This window comes from Blautia luti, from assembly GCF_013304735.1.
Taxonomy (GTDB): domain Bacteria; phylum Bacillota; class Clostridia; order Lachnospirales; family Lachnospiraceae; genus Blautia_A.
Window position 1 is genome coordinate 1 of record NZ_JAAITI010000006.1, and the last position, 20,310, is coordinate 20,310.

The following is a 20,310-nucleotide window of genomic DNA, read 5'->3' on the forward strand; positions in this document are numbered from 1 at the left end:
CTTCATAGGCTTCTGCCAGTGCATCCAGTCTTTCATTCAGTTCCGAAAGCCACTGGGGATCCTCCAGCTTTTCTTCCAGATAATCCGTGATCTCCGGATAGATACTGCGAAGATGTGGTAAGTCCTCTTCGTCAAAAACAATCTCCGCTACTCCTTCTGCCATATCCCCTTTCATATAGGCAAGAGCCTGGGCGTGTTCTTTTACTGCATTACTTCTTGCCGCATCCAATACAGACTGCGGTGCATATTCACCCTGGTCTAAAAGCTGATGGATACGTCCGCTGACATCTTCCCATGATAAAAATGCCTTATCTAAGATATGGTCTGTAACCGTATGCCCTACTGCGATCTGCATCCCGGTTTCATCAAACCAGACTGAATATTCATTTCCATCAATCTGAAAACCTTTTCCACCTTTACGGTATTCACGCTTCACAAACTCCGTATATTCCTCCGGTGTCTGTTCACTCATGAAATTATAGATGATCCGGAGCTGGCTGGCTTTCCGGTTTCCTCCTGTCCGTAAGATCTCATCAACAACTTGCTCTGGAATCGGAATTTCTCCGGCATAAAGGGCAGCTGCCCTTTCCTCGATCTGCCGTCTTTGTTCATTTGCGGTGGGATATTCGGGCAAAGATAAAGCAGAGGCGATCTCTTCCTCTGCTTTACTCAATCCATCTTCTCTTGTATCTTCGACTAACTGTATACCAATTCCGTCAAGATGCTCTCTTCCGCTGTTGCCATCAGTGCGTTCATGTGTGCTGTCCATGCCATCGGATCTGCTTCCTTGTCCGGTGCCGGATTCTTCTCCAGTAATTTCTCCATCTGGCTGTCCATTCTCTCCTGTGCTGCTTTCTCGATCTCTGCCAGATGGCTGTTCAGCTTCCCGGTCAGGAACAGGCTCTGATAAAGGCTGTTCTTGTGTTCTTTCAGAAATGTCCTCCGTAGCATCCCATATTTCCCGATCGTCACTTCTTCCTCTTCGACGGTCAGATTCGGAAACAGGTAATCTCCCTTGCGATGATATGTCAGTTCCATAATCGTTTCCTCCTTCATTTTCAATATTTTCTTCTTTTTTCGTTTCTGCATCCTGATTTTTATTTTCGCGTATTAACGTGGTAAAGCTATTATAATTCCTTTCATTGGATTTTTCAACCTCTTTTCTCGCTTCTTCCAGAGAAATTTTATGTACGGTCTTTCCAATATCAATCAGAATACTCTCACTGAGCTGGCTTGCCGCATTTCCAAGGAAGGTGAGAACTGACAGACGGTTATAATCTGTGATATGCATGAAGTCCTCTTCTTCCAGAAGTTCCATCGGGTCAAGCCCGCATCGCCTGGAAAGCAGATAGTAAACACTGTCTGTTGCCAGCTGACGAAAATCACTGCGGATCGTCACCTCATCCAGATCTTCCAGATAAGTACCTTCTACAGCATATTCCAATCCATCCAGGTATTCCTCCAGATTGTCATTGACCATTTCCCTTGCGACCGCCATCAATGCGTCCTGCAAAGTTGCCGCATCCTTTTCTTCCAGAGCATAGACTTCTGCCAGATGGGTGAGGATCTCTTCTCTCTGGTGTTCCTGCATCTTCCAAAGATATGGGCTTCTGCCTCCGGCTACCATGTGGGTATCCGAAATATCAAACACATAACGAAGTTTGGTATTCTGCCAGGTTTCATCAAACAAGGCAATTCCTCTTGCACCACGATTTACCCAGCGTAACATCTTTTCATTCCATAGTTCCAGTGATGCACAGGCTGTTGCGTCTGGACGCTGTGCATGGATCAGAAGCTGGTCTGAAAAAGAATACCGATATAACCTTGATGCTGTGTCCATATAATCCATCCAATCCCCTGGCGAACTGCTCACCGATACGGCATGTTCCTGCGCCAAGTTTCGGATGTCCTGTAGTTTAGACATTTAACTTCCCTCCTGTCAATAAAAAAACAGCCCACTCTTTTTAGAATTGGCTGCATAAAATGTACTTTACTTTTTGGAGAGAAAATGCTATATTCTAATTGAAAAGAGTAACCGCCCACAAGGTGGATGCTCCTGGATTAGGTTTTAATTTATTTTGCTCTCAAAGAGAGCTGCCTATCCTGTTGGCAGACAGGGTAGGCTATTTTTTTCGCTTGTTGTCCCTATTATCCAAATAGGCAAGCAAAGCAATCAGAAACGTACCGCCTAAGAACAATAAGCTCAAGACTTCGTATGTATCCATTCGCTCCACCTCCCTTCTTCTGTATCCCTTAAAGGGGATCTGAAAATCCAGGAGGTTTTTACCAACCCTGTACACGGTTACTCCAGTAATATTCTAACAGGTAACTCTCCGCAAAGCAATTCCTTTTTACTTCATACGGTTTTATATTCTGTTTTTCTCTTATCCTCTGGCCAATGCAGTTTCCATTCCAGATATTCCTCTTCTGTGATTCTTCCATCGCTCAGTTTCTGCTTTTTCCCCATCCATTCCTGCAGATAAGACATTGTTTTTTTATCCCTTATTGTGATTCCAACTGTTTCACTTTCTGAATCATTTAGCAGGAACAGATGAAAAAGCCCTCTATTTTCTTCATCCATCCAGAATAAAGTTTCCATTAATTCGTCCATTGTCGCAATTCCAGGACTTAAAAAATTTCGGACATCAACTTCCAATATTTCTGCTATCCGGATAAGCGTTTCCTGCTTCGGTGTACGCTGTCCACTTTCATATTGGGCGATTCTCACATCCGCACTACTTTCCCCATATCCTAATCTGCGTCCCAATTCCTTTTGAGTTATGTTGCGAAACATACGGATTTTTCTTATTCTTGCTCCTAATTTCAATTTCTTCTCCTTTTCAAAATGGGGCTGTGCAGTAACCACAGCCCCAGAACACTATTTATATTATCATTTGCGTTTTCTCTTAACTGTCACTACAGTTCCCAGACATCCTGCTGATACTGCAAGTGCCAGCACAAAAATAGCAATATTTGTATTATCTCCTGTTTTTGGTGAATTGGATACAGAAGCCGCATCAGAACCATGGGAACCAGGAGTGCTGACTCCCTGGTTTTCTGATGTTTCCGGAGTGTCTTTTTCCGGAGCTTTCTTATTTGTCAGATCCAGAGTATATTCAATCACAGGAGTACGGTCATTGACATATTCAAACTGAATCTTATGCTCGGTTTCATCAAGCTGATAGCCATCCAGTGTTTTTGTTTCTTTCAGGATATATGTGATTGCTTTTTTATACTGCCCATTCTTAAAAGTCGCAATCGGATAATTCTTTGATTCTGCATGGCCAGCACTGTCTGTTACCAGAGTTTCCAGAACTTTACCTTTGCTGTCACAAAGGGCAAATTCTACACCTTTCATTGGCTTCTTGGTATCTTTATCCGTTTTATTTAAGATTACCTTGCCCATTGCCTGTTCATCTTCCATTTTGGCTCCCTGAACATCTCCGGTGTCCTTAACCTCAAATGTCACTTTATTTGCCACAATATAGCCTTTCGGTGCTGTTTCCTCCAACAACGTATAAGTGCCGACTGAAAGTTTCTCTACATAATGGGGCTGATCACCAGACGTCCAGCTTTCCATAACTTCCTGGTTTTCATTAAGAATATACAGTTTAGCACCTTTTACCTCGCTGCTTCCATCTGTCATATCAACTTTACTGATCAGAATTTTTGTTGTATCATCCTGCATTTCTACTTTCTGTATATCTGCAGTATTTTCTACTACAAACGTAATGGATTCTGCAGTTGCATAACCATCAGCAGGAATTGTCTCTGTTAATGTATATTTCTTTCCAACTTCCAGTTCCTTAATGATGTGTGGTGTGCTTCCGGATGTCCACTCATCCACAACGTTTCCCTCTGAATCGAATACTTTCAGTTTTGCACCTGGTAATTCTTCCCCGGTTGTAAGATCTGATTTTGTGATTTCAAAAGTAGTTGGCTCATCTTCATAAGTGAACTCAAAGGATACTTCTGCAACCTCTTCTCCCGCATAAGCAAAATCAAATTCCTTGATTTCTTCTGTTGTCACAAATCCAGCAGGAGCCTGCACTTCTTTTACATAGTAGCTGCCATTGATTGGAAGATCTGCCGTAAATACAATCCTTCCATCCTGATCCGTAGCTTTCTGCTCGATCATGGTATCTGCTTTCAGGATTACTTCGCCTTCTGCATTTAAAATATCATTCTTTGTATAAAGTGCAAATACTCCGCCTTCCAGAACACGGTCTGTATTTTTTTCTTTCTTAACTACAGTTACTTTTGCTTTCTGGCGGTTATTCTGCCAGTCCTCATCATAAGTCACAACCGGAGTATTCTGATCACGATAAGTCAGATCAACCTCTCTGATTTCTCCATCCAGAACATATCCATCCGCCGTCTCTTTTTCCTTTACATAATATTTGCCTAAAGGAAGATCTTCTGATCTTGCATATCCAAGAGCATCTGTCGTAATTGTTGCTACCAGTTCGTCCTTTTTATAATAATCACTGCTTTCCCCATCTGCAGCCTTGATATCCTCCGCTGCATAAATTTCAAAAGTAACATCTTTCAAAGAACCTGTAACATAGCCAAATGCTGCGTCCATGCCGCCTGCCAGCATATCTTTCCAGGTAACTTCTTTGACAAATTCACCTTTTTTATTGATGATGATTCGTCCAACCGGAACAGCATCCTTCATTTCTACTTTTTGAACATCTGCAGTATCAGAAACTGTAAATTTCACTTCCTCCGCCTGCAGATAACCATATGGTGCAAACTCTTCCCGAAGTGTGTAGGTTTTTCCCACATGGAGTCTTTTTATTACATGAGCTTTTCCTTTTACAGAAGTCCATTTTTCTACTTCTTTTCCGTCTGAATCCAAAACCGTCAGTGTTGCTCCGTCAAGTTCCACACCTGTTGTAATATCTGATTTCGTAAATTCAGTTGTTGTCGGCTCATTCTTAAAAACGGTTTCCAGTTTTACTGTTTTTACTTCCTGTCCCTGATATTTCGCAGTCACCTCAATCTGCTCATCTGAAGATACAAAACCATCTGGTGCTGCCAGTTCTTTTATATAATAAGTTCCAAATGGCAGATCCTGCTCAAAAACAGTTTTTCCATCTTCACCTGTTACCGCTTTTGTAAGCAGTTCGTCTGCTTTTACCAGTACCTTATCCCCTGCTTTTATATCCTCTTTTGCGTAAAGACCAAACTCTGCTCCAGAAAGCCCTTTCTCATTTTCAGCATCTTTTTTCACAACTGACACTTCTACTTTCTGGCGGTCATTTATAAACTCTGCACTCTGTGAGATCACTGGTGTATCCTGGTCTGCATAGACGAAAGAAATCTTCTGTTCTTCTTCATTTAATACAAATCCCTCCGGTGCAGTCTTTTCTACAACTTTGTATTCTCCTAGAGGCAGATTATCAAGCTCTGCTTTTCCGGATTCATCCGTTGTCAGTTCTGCAACTTTTTCACCCTTTGCATATTTCAGGATTCTTTTTCCTGTGTCATCTTTCTGGAAATCAGCTGTATAAATATCCTCTGCAGCATACACTTCATATACTGCACCGGAAAGATTCTGAACTTCATACTTAAAATCATTCTTATAGGTCGAAAGAACCTCTCCTTTTTTCTGTACAGTGAGTTTTCCTTTCACCGGATGATTCTCATATACAACTTCAATGATTGCATCACCTGATACCGGATCAGTCTGATACAGGGTATTGGTGTCCACCTGTATTTCGACATAATTTTTGTTAATGGTATAACCGTCCGGTGCTGTTACCTCTTCGATTCTATAATGACCGATTTTTAAATTCTGCGGCAGGATCAGATATCCATCTGTATCTGTGAAATAAGAGATATGTGTAACGGTTGTCGGGTATGTAGTTACCTGCTCTACATATTTTTCATGATCCATATCATAAATTTTAAACTCTGTTCCCGGAATTAGAACAGATTTTTTAGTCTCATCATCCTGTTTGATAATTTTCAGTTTTGCAGAAAATTCTTTATCCAAAAGAACTCTCCATGTCTGCGGCTCTGTTGGTTTATTCTCTGTAATCCGGACAATAAAATCATCTACAGGTTTGTAATTATGGGGTGTTGTAGTTTCTCTCACCAGATATGTTCCATATGGAATTGCAATGGATTTTACATAGCCTTTCTCATTTGTAAAAATTTCCGTTGCTCCATTTTCACCGATCACAACCGGCTCTGCAGAGGAAAAATCATAATTTTCATCCTCTTTTACCACCAAAGAAGATACCAGATATGCACTAAATCCAGCTCCGGATAGTAATGCAGCATCTGTGTCTCCATTATTGGCAGCTTTAATAAGTTCAAACGGCTGTTTCTTCACCGTTTCCAGTGAGGTACACTCTTTTTCTACAACCGCTGTCAGATCACCTTCATCACTGCATACAAGATCATATTCATGCTCGTCTGCCAGATATCCTACGGATGGGGTAATTTCCTTGATGTAATACTCTCCAAGATAAAGATTCTCTATCCTTGCTTTTCCTTCTTTATCGGTAGTTAGCGTACCAATCTGGCTTCCGGCTTTATAAATAACGCCTGTCTTTCCATCTGGATGGGTAATGTCGTTTCTTGCATAAAGTCCATACACCGCATTTTCCAGGGAAGCATCTCCCTGTGCCTTATTTTCTTTTGTCTCGGCATCTTTTTTATTCAAAGAGATTGCAGCACTGACCCTGTCATTCACAAAAGTATGACTGAAAGAAATTTTTGCCTGTTCATCATTGGTATAACTGAACTGGAAAGAATAAGTATCTTTCTCATTTCTGACATAACCAGCCGGAGCCTGGACTTCTTTTACATAATAAGAAAATCCCACTGGAAGATCTGCTTTAAATGTTGCTTTTCCATCAGTACCAGTAATTGCAGTCTCAATCAGAGCATCTTTTTTTACTGCTACTTTTCCATCCACAGTTTTCATATCCTGCGCTGCAAACAGAGCAAAATGCCCTCCGGATAGTGTATTTTCAGTATCTTTGTCTTTCTTTATCACCTGCACCACTGCTTTCTGACGGTCATTTGTAAAGGTAGTCTCTGAGAAAGCCGCTTCTGCAGTCTGCCCTGCATAAGAAATGGTTACTTTTTTTGTTTCTTTTGCATTATAAAAATTTTCCGGGGCCTGTGCTTCTGTTACATTATAGCTTCCAAGCGGAAGATTCTTTACCGTTACAGAACCGTCCTCACCTGTGATCAGATTTTTCGCTACTTCTGCGCCTTTTTTGTAAACTGTTTTTCCACCTGCTGTTACAATATCCTCGGCAGCATATACGTTATAAACGGCTCCTTTCTGACGGCGTTTCTCATACTGGAATGAAGTTCCATTTTCATCAGATACAGCTCCTACAAAAACTTCTCCCTCTTTATAAACGGTCAGATTTCCTTTCTGCTCTTTGTCCGTTACAGTCTGTTTGGTTGTACTGCCAACTACTAATTTCACTCCATACGAAGAAGCCTGGACAACATAACCTTCCGGTGCTGTGATTTCTTTTAAGTAAACAGTATCCTGTGTCTTGGTAAGAGTTACACGTGAAGAACCATTGCTGTCTGTTGGCGGCATCTTAACAATCAGCTTTGTGCAGGCGTTATCACTATATACTCCATACACGGCTCCGGCCAGATTTTTTCCAGTATCGCCGTCTTTCTTTGTAATTTCAATAACTGCTTCTTCCGGCCAGTCAACTGTAATCTGCAGGTCAGAGGAATCTGTATAGTAGCCAAAACCAATGTCCTGTGAACTCTCCAATTTTAAGAGCATTGCATGGAAATCCAAAGGGAAATTAGATGTGATCGCATACTTTCCTTTCAGGCTACCCATATTGGCTGTTGTAGCTACAAGATGGAATTTCTCTCCACCCTTTACAGTGACATTTCCAGATGCCGTTTTTCCTGTGGTTTCATTAACAAGGCTTACTCCGTTCTCCAGATGAATGGTAATGGTAAATGCTTCATTTGCCTTCCAGGTAAAACTTTCTGTTTCCTTTCCCGTTGCATTAACGGAAAGTCCTGGAAGAAGTTTCATTGCTGTCGGATCAGGCATTTTAGCAAGAGCTGCTTTAATCTCTTTCAGCATATTTTTAGCGGTTGTAGAAAGCGCACCTCCAAATCCGGATTCGCCATCATATAAATAGTCAACCAGGTAATGCTGCATGGCTCTTGTCTCAGAACTGCATCCATATTTTTCCATGATGGATTTTACATTATATCCATTGAATGTATGTCCCCATCCTGGACCGCCATATCCATAGAACAAAGCTTTCCGCAGATACTTATCATCTCCGCCCTCATCCAGTTCAACCATATTTTTATATGTTGTCCCACTTGGAGGTGACTGCATGGAGTGCTGCATACAATACGCATTTACTGTATAAGTCTTTCCGCCTGCTTTGTAACGAACATATTTGTAGCTGTCATTTCCACCCTGTCCCATAACTGTATCAAACGGATGAAGCTGGCCATCTGAATAATAGTAATATTTATTTGCTTCAATATTTGTTGCATCATCCCATGGAGTATCGGTTGCAAGTAACATGATACCGTTTTCTGCCTGATCCATGGAAACACTTAGGTCAATGTCATCTGCTGGCATTTCAAAACTGAATTTATCCGATTCTTCGTGATAAGTCACCTCTGAATACAATAAATCTTCTGTATTCTCTGTCTGGTTTGCCTGTACTTTTGTTGTTCCTACTGCAATTAAGCTGCCTTGCGGCATATCTCCGGAAAATACAACGGTTTCTCCTGGCTGATACTGTCCATCTTCATGGTTCAGCTCAATATGAAATTCCTCTCCACGAACAATATTTACCTGATAATTTCCATCTGCATCTTCTGTTTTCTCTGTTCCATCTGTAAAAGAGTCGTCTGTCGCCTCTGGCATTTCTTCCGGATCTGTATCTGTAATTTCTTCAAATGTGCTGTCTGTATCCGGATTATCATCTATGGCAGGTTCTTCTGTTGAAACTTCCTCAGACGGGTTTTCCGGGATTGGTGTATCTATTGGCTCTTCCTCAACCGGAATTTCTGTCGGAGTTACTTCTTCATAGATTTCATCCTCTGACGGAATTTCTACATTTACCTCATCCTGCACAGGTTCTTCACTCTCTGCAGTGCCTATGGCTGGTTCCTCGCCTTCTGCTTCATTCTCATCTTCCTGGTTGCTTACAGATTCCTGATTCTCAGATTCAGCAACCTGCACCACCGCTTCCTTTACAATCAGCTTACGATTGATCTGATAAATTGGGTGGCCACTTACTGGCTCTACATAATAAACAGCTTTGTATGTATCTTCGTAATCTGTTGTAAAATCCTGCTTTTCCTCATTTTTTGCCTCATGGAAAGTGATCTTCACCTTTTTTTCATCTGGTATTTCCAGTCCGGTAAAATCTTTCTCCACTTCAAAAATACTGCCTGTTTCCAGTTCCAGATCTTTTGCTTTTACCACCTCATCTGCATCAAGTTCATTTTTTACCTCTTCGTATAACGGTGGCTCTTCTGGCACTGGCACTACATCTGCCGCATAGGACAGTATTGGAGATAGAATTGTAGATAACACTGTAAGCATTGCCAAGAATCCCGACAAAAATCTTCTCATATTTTTTTTATTCTTCATTCTTTTTTCCTTTCTTCCGTTCCGGGAAAATCAACTGAAACTTTGGATTTCCGGTTTCTGAAACCTCCATCTTTATAGTTGCTTCATACTTCCTTTTTGTTTTCTCTGATACCAGATCTTTGAAATGCACCTGCTTCTCACTCAGCAGCTTCCTGACAGTTGCTTCATCAAGCGTTTTTCCCTGACTCTCAAAAAATCGGTTATTTTTCCATAAAGTAAAACTGCAATCACTTCCTGAACAATAATAATTTCTCTTTCCCACATAAACCTTATTGCCGCATCTAGGGCATTTTCCAATTTCTTTCCGACCATCTGAAAATAGTTTCTGGTATTCTTCCACTGGCTGTCCATTATCACTTACCAATTTGGAAACCATTTTTTCAATTTCGAAGAGAAATTCTTCTACATTTTTCTGGCCTCTGGAAATCAGTGTCAGATCATTTTCCCATTCTGCTGTAAGTTTTGGTGATTTGATCATTTCCGGAAGAATCCTGATCAGATTTCTTCCATCTGCTGTAGGTAATATCTGCTTCTTTTTACGCTCAATAAAGCCTTTCTCAATCAGTTTTTCAATAATCGCTGCCCTGGTAGCCGGAGTTCCAAGCCCTTTTCTCTCTGCGTCTTCTATCGTATCCGAGCTTCCAGCGTGTTCCATGGCACTAAGGAGCGTATCCTCCGTATAATGTTTCGGCGGTGCTGTAAAATGTTCACTAAATTTTACAACAACACATTCAAATACCTGTCCTATTTTTATATCTGGAAAATCACTTTCCTCCTCTTCTGGCTTTTCTGCATTTTTCCCATATGATTTAAAGAACCGTTCTTCCAGTTCTTTCCATCCATATTGGAGAACATTCTTTCCAGATGCAGTAAACAGTTCTCCATGACAGGAAATTTCAGTCTTAATACTCTCATATATGTATTCCTGTTCCGATGCACATAATAACTTTGATGCAATCAGCATAAGAATTTCTTTTTCTCCACCCGGAAGTGCTTTTAAATCCGTGTTTGCAATTTCTACCGTTGGTATAATTGCATGATGATCTGATACCTTTTTGCTGTTTAAAAGTCTTTTTATCTCTGGTTCCGAACCCTTCATTGATATTTCTGGAAATACTCTATTTACCGCATCAATAACCAAAAACGCATTTTCTTCCATATCATCTGTAAGATATTGGCTATCCGTCCTTGGATACGTCACCAGTTTCTTCTCATAAAGGCTTTGGGTATAGTCCAAGGTTTGCTGTGCCGTAAATCCAAGAAGACGATTTGCTTCCCTCTGTAATGTGGTCAGATCATATAATTTCGGCGGCTGTACCTTTTTCTTCTCTTTCTTTACTGAAAGAATCTGTGCAGTTTCATCCTTCATATCCTCCATCATCTGAACGGCAGCACTTTTCTCTTTTATCCGGTTGCTTACAGCATCCAATCCATCCATCAGAAGATGAACCAGATAATACTTCTCTTTCTGGAAGTTCTCGATGCTCTTTTCCCGTTCCACCAGCATTGCAAGTGTAGGTGTCTGCACCCGACCTACAATCAACCGATGGTGATACAGCACCGTAAACAGTCTGGTGGCATTAATTCCCACCAGCCAGTCTGCTTCACTTCTCGCCACCGCAGAATAATAAAGATTATCATATTCATGTCCATCTTTCATCTGCTGAAATCCTTCCAGAATTGCTTTTTCCTCCATGGAAGAAATCCACAGTCTTTTAAAGGGAAGTTTACATTCTGCCTGGTTATATACCAGACGGAAAATCAACTCCCCTTCTCTTCCTGCATCTGTTGCACATATAATTTCTGTGACATCTGCTCTGTGAAGCAGTTCCTTTAAAACCCGAAACTGCCCTTTGGTACTTTCTTTAATCTGATATTTCCAATTCTCCGGGATCATGGGAAGTGTTTCATATTTCCATGCTTTCCAGTCATACCGGTACTGATCTGCACTGGCCAGTTCAATCAAATGCCCAATACACCAGGAAACCAGATACTCTTTTCCTTCCAGATAGCCATCTTTTACGTTTGTGGCATGAAGCACCTTCGCAATGTTTCTGGCTACGCTGGGTTTTTCCGCAATTACAAGCTGCAATTTTCTATCTCCTTTCTGCACCTGTCGCTGTAATTAAGTGAAACAAAGTTATTCCTCTGATTCTTCGTCTTCTACTTCACCTTCCATTTCATATTCTTCTAATTCTTCATCATCCTCACGAATTGTATCTTCTTCCTCCTCATCGTCGTCCTCGTCCTCTTCATAATCAAAAGAAGTATTTCTTCCTTTCATAAATTTCCAATAATAGTAAGCACCACAAACTCCTGCCAGAACCAGCAGCATTAATAAAATCGTGCCGGAATTATTGCTTTTCTTCTCAGGTTCTTCCTTTTCTTCCGGTATGATCGTAACTTCTGGTTCCGGTGTCTCTGTGATCTTCTCTGTTTCAAGTGGCAGTGCGGATTCTGCAATAGCCTGGTTCTGTGGAAGTGTGACCATGTTGGTATCCGTAAAGTTCAAAAGATCATTTTCGCCTACCTCTGTAAGAAGATAAACATTTTCATCCGTTTTATCCTTATCTACAATCAGATAAAAAACCTTATCACTTTTTGTCTTGATCGTATAAAATTCCTTTCCCCCTTTGTCCTGAACTGTTCCTGTTGTCATGCCGGAAGCAGAACTTTCTCCCTGCACCCGTCCGGTATCTGCTTCTGTATCCGTTTCATTTCCTGTGTTTTCTGGTTCTGTTGGTGCAGTAGCAGTCTCGTTCGTTGTCTGATGTTCCGTTACGGTTGCCGTAGCACTGGTGGGCTTACTTGCAGTTCCATCGGCTGGCAAAGAAGCTGCATTCTGCTCCGTTCCGGAAACCTCTGTATTCTCTTTTACTGCATCTGGATTTTCATAATAAGGGTTTCCTACTTTATAGATCTCTGACATATTTCCTGCTTTGTCTTTTGCCTGCAGGGTAAAGTATTCATAGGAAGTATCCACTTTTTGCAAACGGACATTTAACGTATTATTCGTCAGTTCTGTGAATTCATTTCCATTGACATACAAAGCAGCAATTCCCGATTCCGCATCAACTCCCTGCACGATCAGTATCCCATTCTTCGCAGCCGCAATAATAGTTGGTTTGGTTTTATCAAAACACTCTATGTAACGATTCTGCTCATAAGTATTTCCATTCTGATCGGTAACTCTCACATAAACACTACAATTAGAAGAGATGGATACTTCCATATTTCCGGTTATGTCTGACCATCCTCCATTTTCTGAAAGTCTTGCTTCTACTTTTGCAATAGAAAAAGCACCTGTATTCTTTGTATCTTCCACTTGAATTTTTACGGTTGCCGTATCTGTCTGCCAGCCTTCGGGTTCTGTAAAGGTAATCCCTACTTCTGGTGTTTCCGTCACATCATTTCCTGCATCTTCCTGTGCCTGTTCCACTGGATCTGCATGAATTTCAACTTCTGATCCATCTGAAAAATCAACATCTTCCGGGCTGCTTTCTTCTGATGATTCCACTTCTACATTATCTGCCCATACAGTCAGACTTCCGGGCGAACTATAAAAGAAAGCTCCTGCCGGAAGTCCTGCTAACGTAGCTGCGGTTAAAAATACAGCTGCTCTTTTATGAAATTTCTTCATTTTCTGTCTGCTCCTTTTCTCTGGTTTCCAATATCTTTTTTTGTTCCTCCTTGCTGATATCAATCATCAACTGAAGTTCCTCTGCGGAAACTCCATTGCTTCGGATAATTTTTAGATACTCCATATCCTCTGCCTGTTTCTTCTGTTCTTCCAGATCCCTTGCTTTTTTCTGTAGCTTTTCAATCTTAACGTAGGTTCTTGCAAGTTCTTCTTTTATTCGTTCAATGTTCAAATACGCCCCTCCTTATGGCCTGCCAAAAGCATAAAAATGAGACTGCCAGTATGCAGAATTAATGGACGTATACTGAATTGGATTTCCACAATGGATCATCTGTCCATCTCCGGCATAAATTCCTACGTGGGTAACCGGCTCTCCCGCATCATACGTCCCAGTAAAAAAGATAATATCTCCTGGCCTTGCTTCTTCTGGTGATACAGGCATACAAATGTCATAAATTCCCTGTGCAGTAAGTCTTCCCATATTGCAGACACCCGAATTGGTAAACACATAGCTTACAAAACCAGAACAGTCAAAAGAAGTCTCCGGGCTGGAACCGCCCCATACATACGGCATACCAAGATATTTGTCTGCTTCCGCAAATAATCTCCGCACAGTCTCATCATCATAACTGCCGCCTCCACCATACAGCCCGCTATCTCCGGTACTGATATAAAAAACAGGATTATAATATTCCCCATCTTTGACCAGTTCCAAATATAACTGGCTTCCGGTTGCACTTCCTGTACTTCCCGTTGTACCAATTACAGTATCTGTTGTTACTTCCTGACCATTTGCTACCGAAATGCTCTGCAGATAAGCGTATTTAATCTGCACACCTTTTTTATCCTGCGTAACTACATAATTTCCAAAAGTTCCGCTATATCCTACATCTACAACAAAACCATTCATCGCTGACTTCACTTCTGTTCCCTGTCGTACATTAACCGTCACACCTCTGTGAAGTTGTGTCTGCCCGGTTCCATTGTTTACAGAATACCCATAATAGGTACTGATATAGGCATACCAGTTTAACTCAACCGGAGTTTTATATGTCTGTAAATTTCCTCTGTTGGAATAGACCTCTTCATAAATTTCCTGCTCATCCTCTTCCATTCTGGACAGAATAACACTTCTAAGCGGTTTTGCCTGAACAGAAACATTCAGTACATCTGCAGTTACTGTACGGGTAACTTCCACAGAGTTCTGATTGCCCTCTGCCAGAAAACATTCCCAGGTCTGATGACCATGTGCCTCAGCTACTGCGTGATTATCATAATAAACATCAAACTGGACACCATACTGGGCAAAGTTTCCAGTATCTTCTACGGTGTACTCAATCCCATTCATCACCACTTTCGTCCCTATTGGAAGAAATGGGTTTGCAGCATCAACCGCAAGCGTATGATTAGCCTGTGGCATTGCCCCTGAAGCAGTCGGTCCTCCACTCCACACGCCACAGCAGATGGGACAGTTACAATATCCACTGGTCACAACATTTCCCAATGACTGCCCTACCTGTATCGTAGATGTTTCCTGCCGGGTTTCACTTTTTTCCTCTACGGTGATTCCGTACTGTAAAGAAAAAATTGTTTCCAGTTCTCCTTTTATCTCTTCAAACTTAAAATCCCCATACCTGGCAGTCAGATAACTGATCAATGTATGGGGATCATGGCCGATTTCACCAATGTTATATCTGTATTCATCTTTTCCTGGATACCGGGCTTCCATCTGGTTTATTTTCTGTTGAAGACTGGCTTCCAACTGCGTATAATACAACTCTGCTTTTTCAATTTCGTCCGGATCCGCAATGTAACTGGAAGCAATTACCGTAGAAATTCCATTAGAAAACATAGCCGAACAGGAAGCAAATCCTGTCATTACGGAAAGAAGCAAAATCAATAACAACCCCATTGAGATCAGAGTAGTTACATTTCTTACAAATACCTCCTGTGCCTTTCTTGCAATTTTAGTAGCAAGATTTACTGACCGGATTGAGGTGTCTTTTGTTTCTTTTGCAATCTTCCCAGCCCGGTATGCCATCTGATACTCTCGCTTAATCCTCTGCTTCTGTATTAATTTTCTGATCAGCTTTTTCTGCATCTCTGGATGTTCTTCCAGATATTTCTGATATTGATACCTTGCTGCACTCTTCCAGGCTCTTTGCTCTAAACGGTTTTCTTTATGTATCTGACTGCGGTTCTTCCGGATATTTCGACTGCTATGTTCCTGTAATATCCACTCACTCGAACGCACCAGCTTATGTGCTGCATCTACAGCACTGTTTTCCTCTTCGTCTTCGCCTGCTTTCTGATATACTGCATTTTTTAATGCTTTCTTTGGAACAGAAGACAATGTTTTCTTTTTACCATCCGTTTTCCCTGTTTTTTTATCGAAATATAAATGATACTTTATCTTTGCCTTCTGTTCCTCATTTGTTTTCTTGGTATAAACAGAATCTTTCGGGACTTGGTTCTGCCTTTCAGCTTCCAGTTTTCTTGCAGCCTTATCCACTTCCTGATAAGTTTTTATTGTTTTTCGGCTATATTTCTGCTTTCCTTTTTTTCGGTTTGTAGAAACATCATTCTTCTCTGCCTGAAAATGTCCTCCATCTGTTTCAGCCGAAGTTTTCTTTTCTTTCTTCAGACTTCCATCTGTCTCCAGTTTTCCAAACTGCAGTCTCTGCTGTTTCTTTTTCTGTCGCTGATACTGGCTCCTGTGTTTTTCTTTGCGCTCACGTATTTCTACCGCTGAATCCACAGATACACCTGCAGGCTTGTCCCGGTATCTGTACCGTCCCTGTGTTTTTCGTTTTCCCGGAGGACTGTTTGCAGCCTCTTCTTTTTTGGCAGGATTTCCCTCCTGAACTTTTTCGGAAAATTGTTTCTTTTCAGCTTTTTTATGAGAGTTTTTCTTCTTTTCAGAAGTAATAAATGCCTGTTCTACATCCTTCTGTTTATAAGGCAACTCCTGATCGCTGTTTGTAACTTTTCTGGTCTCCTTTGTTGCAAGATTTTCCTCAACCAGACCATTTCTGGTCATACGGCTGACTTTCTTCTCTTTCGCCGTATATTTTTGTTTTCCCAATGTACCTCACCTCTGCTTTTTTGTCCGTTAAGTCTGAATCTCATCCGGTTTAGTACTCATCAAAGCATAGGTTCTGGTATCCTGCGGATATCTGTCTGCAAAAGGTATGATTACATTTCCGTAAAAAAGCAGCCCTTCTCCTGCATTACTGTTATTTACAAAAGAAATCTGATGCTTGGAAATATTCAATTTCTCCGCAAGGATCTTCTGATCCCCGCTGTGCTGATTTAACATCAGGATAAAATCACTGTTTCCCACAATACTTTCTACTGCCAGAGAGCCAAGAAAATCTGTTACATTCTGACTGATTCCTGTAATGATTCCACCCCACTTACGAAATCTCTTCCACATTTCAATAGAATAATTAGCAGTCTGTGGCTGGTTCAGCAAAAGGTGAAATTCATCCACATAATAACGGGTTGATTTCCTGCGACTGCGGTTCTGTGATACTCTTGTCCAAACCATATGCTGGACAATCAACATCCCTGCTTTTCGTAGTGTGGTTCCAAGTTCCCGGATATCAAAGCATACCACTCTGTTCTGCGTATCGACATTACTTCGATGGTTAAATACATTCTGCGATCCTGTTACATACAACTGCAGACTGTTGGCAATGTTCTGTGCTGCTGGTTTATCTGGTGCATAAAAGTTCAGACGTTCATAGAAATCCTGCAAAGTCGGCATATTTTCCGGTTTTGGATCATTGTAAAGATATTTTTTATAAATGTCTTTTACACACAGGTCAATCATGGAAACCTCATCACCATTTAATTCTGCATTTTGAGGTTTCTTCATAATGACCTCGCAGAAAGATGTGATAAACTCTGCTTTATCAGCAATAATGGTATCAATATCCTCCACATCGCCATTAATCCTGTATTTCTCCGGATGATAAATAACATCCAGGTTCACTTCCATAGGATTGATGTAATCATTACTTTTTGCACTGATTTTAATAACTTCACCATTTAAGGCATTTACCAGCGGAAAATATTCTCCCTCCGGGTCACAGATAATAATGTCATCGTCTGTAATCAGGAAAACATTGAGAATTTCTCTTTTCGTTGCAAAACTCTTACCGGAACCAGGAGTACCCAAAATCAGGCCGTTAGGTGTTTTCAATCGTTTCCGATCCACCATAATGAGATTGTTTGACAGTGCATTTAAGCCATAGTAAAGAGCTTCACCGCCTTGGAAAAGTTCCTGTGTGGTAAACGGAACAAAGATTGCTGTAGAAGTCGTAGTCATAATTCTCTGTATTCCAGTCTGGTTCATTCCCAGTGGCAGTGATGCCACAAGTCCCTGTTCCTGCTGATATTGAAGTCTCCGTATATTGCAATTATATTTCTGGGCGATTCCTGCAGTCTGATACACAATATTGTCCAGTTTTCTCTTATTGTCCGCTGTATTCATCAGCAAAAAAGTAAGTTCAAAAAGTTTCTCATTCCTAGACTGGATTTCATTGAGCAATCCCTCCACATCCTCTCCGTATGTAGAAATGTCCGTTGGAATAATATCCATATCATATCCGCTTCTGACCGCTTTCTTCTGTTCTTCAATTTTCATTTTCTGAATATTTGACAGCGTACTTTTCAGGCTTTTAATAGCTGCCTTGGGATCAATTGGACGCAGGTGCATATTGATGATAAGATTCTCTTCCAGATCCAGCAGATCTGCCAGCAGTTTATCCGTAAGTTCTGGTGATGTAATCTGTAAATATGACACGCATCCAAAAGTCTGTCCCATCCTAAAATAGCTGTCATTGCGAAAATCAAATCCGGTAGGTGCAATAAAGTCTTTTGTCTGCAGACCTGTTTTTGCAACCATCCCATAATGGAAATGGAAAGATTCTTTTGTGTCCATATTCATCACATCATGCAGAATTTTCAGACGTTCTACCCCATTTAAAGGCTCTGCCATGGCTCCCATCACCTTAAAATTATTCAATACACTGGCTTCAATTCTCTCCAGCCTGGATTTTGCATTTCGCAGATTATCCGCCTTAATGGAAAATGTGATATATTTTGTTTTTACAAGCCCGTTATTTCCTTTGGAAAGCTGCATTTTCAACATATCCGAATATTCTTTCCGGATATCATTGAAACAGTCATCCTGCTCTGGAATATCAATATTTTTTGCATACTCATCAAAATTCACCTGTTGATTAAGAAATGTAATTTGTACCTCAACAGAGCTGTCAAATGAATTCAGGAACTCACAATAGTTCTCAAAAATAGCCGCTTTATCATCATTCTGCGCTAACTGGTAATTTATATCGTAAAACTGCACCATTTTTGAATAATAGTTATCATCCGTCCTGCAGATACCATCCTTATATATTTCCTTATATGGAATCGTATCCTGCGCTGTAAAAGGCTTCCTCTTCTTCTGATTCTCCGCTTTTATCATCCGAAGTTCTTTCAGACGCTTTTTTTCTTCTTTCGTAAGTCCGGTTTTCTGTTTCTTATTTTTTTCGGTCTGCTTTTTTAAGGAAATGGAACGGATTTCTCGCTTCCCTGGCTTCTTTTGCCTTTTTCTCAAGCCATGCACCCTCTTTCTCTAATTTATCGTACTCTATAATCCGGTCATATAAGTTTTGGGAACGATAGAACCTGATTCCAGGTCTTAAAAATTTCTGCCGGATAATGTGAAGCAATATTTTCTCTGCTGGAAATCCATCCTTTTCATACATTGCAAAAAAGAAAAATGGCAGCATCACTATGATCATAAGCGTTGCTGCCACATCTGTTCCCAGTCCTGCTTTTGTCAGCAAATAGACCGGAACACCACAAATTCCTGCCAGAGAAAAACATATAATTTGTCTTTTAGTTAAATTCAGTGCTAATTTTGTCTTTATTTTTGAAAAATCTTTCGGCACTGGAACATATGCCATATTCTTGTTTCCTCCTAATGTGCATTGAAGATTGATTTTGCCAGGGAACTGGTCTTAAACAGGCTGAAACATAAAATAACTGTATATGCTGCAACTGACCAGATAGCTGTATGAAGATTATCCGCAACTGTAATAGCATTTACCAGAACTGCATAAATCGCAACACATACCATCATAAAAAATCCCTGGAATCCCAACGCTAATAATGCCTTCACATAATTATTTCCAATACTTCCCCATTCCCTGTTCGTAAATGTTGAAAACGGAATAGGTGCCACAGAGACATAAAGATATATTTCTATCATTCGTCCATATAAAATGACGGTAATCAGGACTGATATGATTTTTAGACATAAACTGACCAGCATCGTTTCCAGACCAAGCCCCAGTAATTCTCCGATTCCCATATCTTCAATCTGCGTTTCAAGAAGCGTTTTCAATGCTTCTGTAACATCAATAGATGCGGAACCGGTTATCATACCGCCAGCATTGGATACCACATGATTCGCTACATCAAAAATTGCCATCGCAATATCAAAAGTATGAGTAACCAGATATACCGCTACCCACATCTTAAAAATGTATTTGAAAAACATAAACGTATCCGTATCGTGCATATTGTTTTTTTCCATAATCATGGAAATCAGCTCATAACACAGTACAAATGTAATAATCATCCCCGCAATGGGGACAATGACATTATCCGACAGATTTTTTATCATGGAAAAAATGCCACTGTTCCAATTTTGGGGTGTTTTCCCAACCTCTGTAGCAATCGTTTCTACTTTGGTATTTACATCGGTGAACATGGTATCCAGGTTTGATGTGATCCAGCCTGTTAGCAGATCCTTTATGAACTCTGTTATTTTTTCGGTTATTCCACCCATTTATTTATCCAAACAAAGTTGCAAGCTGTGGAATCAGGTTTATTCCAATCAGTACGATGCCACCGCCCGCCATCAACTGTTTTATTCCTTGTGACTTTGCTGATGTGTGATAAAGAAGTAGTAGAAGTGTAAAAAATTTTGCCGTTCCTATCCGGCGTTTGCGCATTGCGCCGGATA

General features: G+C 40.7%; 12 protein-coding genes and 1 pseudogene. All 13 read right to left on the minus strand.

The annotated features are described in order from the left end of the window. Positions 1 to 769: pseudogene (locus G5B06_RS19585) on the minus strand (DNA methylase); the annotation flags it as partial. Continuing rightward, on the minus strand, positions 697 to 1,089 hold the full coding sequence (locus G5B06_RS19590) for a TnpV protein (protein ID WP_334297580.1): 393 nt from the start codon (positions 1,087 to 1,089) through the stop codon (positions 697 to 699). The gene G5B06_RS19590 and the pseudogene G5B06_RS19585, both read right to left, overlap by 73 nt. 1,034 nt (positions 1,090 to 2,123) lie before the next feature. Further along, a complete protein-coding gene (locus G5B06_RS18935; RefSeq protein WP_015524590.1) occupies positions 2,124 to 2,225 on the minus strand; it encodes a putative holin-like toxin in 102 nt (33 codons plus the stop codon). A 131-nt stretch (positions 2,226 to 2,356) separates the two neighbouring features. Continuing rightward, positions 2,357 to 2,827, minus strand: a complete 471-nt coding sequence (locus tag G5B06_RS04755) for a helix-turn-helix domain-containing protein (RefSeq protein ID WP_173771461.1) — start codon at positions 2,825 to 2,827, stop codon at positions 2,357 to 2,359. Between the two features lie 63 nt (positions 2,828 to 2,890). Further along, on the minus strand, positions 2,891 to 9,628 hold the full coding sequence (locus G5B06_RS04760; protein WP_173771463.1) for a SpaA isopeptide-forming pilin-related protein: 6,738 nt from the start codon (positions 9,626 to 9,628) through the stop codon (positions 2,891 to 2,893). Beyond that, positions 9,618 to 11,720, minus strand: a complete 2,103-nt coding sequence (locus G5B06_RS04765; RefSeq protein WP_173771465.1) for a DNA topoisomerase 3 — start codon at positions 11,718 to 11,720, stop codon at positions 9,618 to 9,620. Before G5B06_RS04765 ends, G5B06_RS04760 begins: the two co-directional genes overlap by 11 nt. Positions 11,721 to 11,768: 48 nt before the next feature. Continuing rightward, positions 11,769 to 13,268: a CD1107 family mobile element protein gene (locus tag G5B06_RS04770; RefSeq protein WP_173771467.1), complete on the minus strand. Its 1,500-nt coding sequence runs from the start codon at positions 13,266 to 13,268 to the stop codon at positions 11,769 to 11,771. Next, a complete protein-coding gene (locus G5B06_RS04775; protein ID WP_021652602.1) occupies positions 13,252 to 13,500 on the minus strand; it encodes a DUF4315 family protein in 249 nt (82 codons plus the stop codon). The genes G5B06_RS04770 and G5B06_RS04775 overlap by 17 nt, the downstream gene beginning before the upstream one ends. 12 nt (positions 13,501 to 13,512) lie before the next feature. Continuing rightward, complete coding sequence (locus G5B06_RS04780) at positions 13,513 to 16,353, minus strand: CD1108 family mobile element protein (protein ID WP_244094530.1); 2,841 nt, start codon at positions 16,351 to 16,353, stop codon at positions 13,513 to 13,515. Positions 16,354 to 16,380: 27 nt separating this feature from the next. Continuing rightward, positions 16,381 to 18,762, minus strand: coding sequence for a VirB4-like conjugal transfer ATPase, CD1110 family (locus G5B06_RS04785; RefSeq protein WP_117640066.1), 2,382 nt, complete (start codon positions 18,760 to 18,762; stop codon positions 16,381 to 16,383). A 55-nt stretch (positions 18,763 to 18,817) separates the two neighbouring features. Continuing rightward, the gene (locus G5B06_RS04790; RefSeq protein WP_059085511.1) at positions 18,818 to 19,246 is read right to left on the minus strand and encodes a PrgI family protein; all 429 of its coding nucleotides are present in this window, start codon (positions 19,244 to 19,246) and stop codon (positions 18,818 to 18,820) included. 14 nt (positions 19,247 to 19,260) lie between these two features. Beyond that, positions 19,261 to 20,133 (minus strand): VirB6/TrbL-like conjugal transfer protein, CD1112 family, encoded by an 873-nt coding sequence (locus G5B06_RS04795; RefSeq protein WP_005426566.1) that lies wholly within the window; start codon positions 20,131 to 20,133, stop codon positions 19,261 to 19,263. Between the two features lie 4 nt (positions 20,134 to 20,137). Further along, positions 20,138 to 20,299, minus strand: a complete 162-nt coding sequence (locus tag G5B06_RS19775) for a Maff2 family mobile element protein (protein ID WP_118169863.1) — start codon at positions 20,297 to 20,299, stop codon at positions 20,138 to 20,140. Positions 20,300 to 20,310: the final 11 nt, after the last annotated feature.

What these genes read in the sequence shown, in the direction of transcription:
- G5B06_RS19590 (WP_334297580.1), bottom strand. Translation starts at nt 1,089, where the DNA reads ATGCAGAAACGAAAAAAGAAGAAAATATTGAAAATGAAGGAGGAAACG.
- G5B06_RS18935 (WP_015524590.1), bottom strand. Translation starts at nt 2,225, where the DNA reads ATGGATACATACGAAGTCTTGAGCTTATTGTTCTTAGGCGGTACGTTT.
- G5B06_RS04760 (WP_173771463.1), bottom strand. Translation starts at nt 9,628, where the DNA reads ATGAAGAATAAAAAAAATATGAGAAGATTTTTGTCGGGATTCTTGGCA.
- G5B06_RS04770 (WP_173771467.1), bottom strand. Translation starts at nt 13,268, where the DNA reads ATGAAGAAATTTCATAAAAGAGCAGCTGTATTTTTAACCGCAGCTACG.
- G5B06_RS04785 (WP_117640066.1), bottom strand. Translation starts at nt 18,762, where the DNA reads ATGATAAAAGCGGAGAATCAGAAGAAGAGGAAGCCTTTTACAGCGCAG.
- G5B06_RS04790 (WP_059085511.1), bottom strand. Translation starts at nt 19,246, where the DNA reads ATGGCATATGTTCCAGTGCCGAAAGATTTTTCAAAAATAAAGACAAAA.
- G5B06_RS04795 (WP_005426566.1), bottom strand. Translation starts at nt 20,133, where the DNA reads ATGGGTGGAATAACCGAAAAAATAACAGAGTTCATAAAGGATCTGCTA.
- G5B06_RS19775 (WP_118169863.1), bottom strand. Translation starts at nt 20,299, where the DNA reads ATGCGCAAACGCCGGATAGGAACGGCAAAATTTTTTACACTTCTACTA.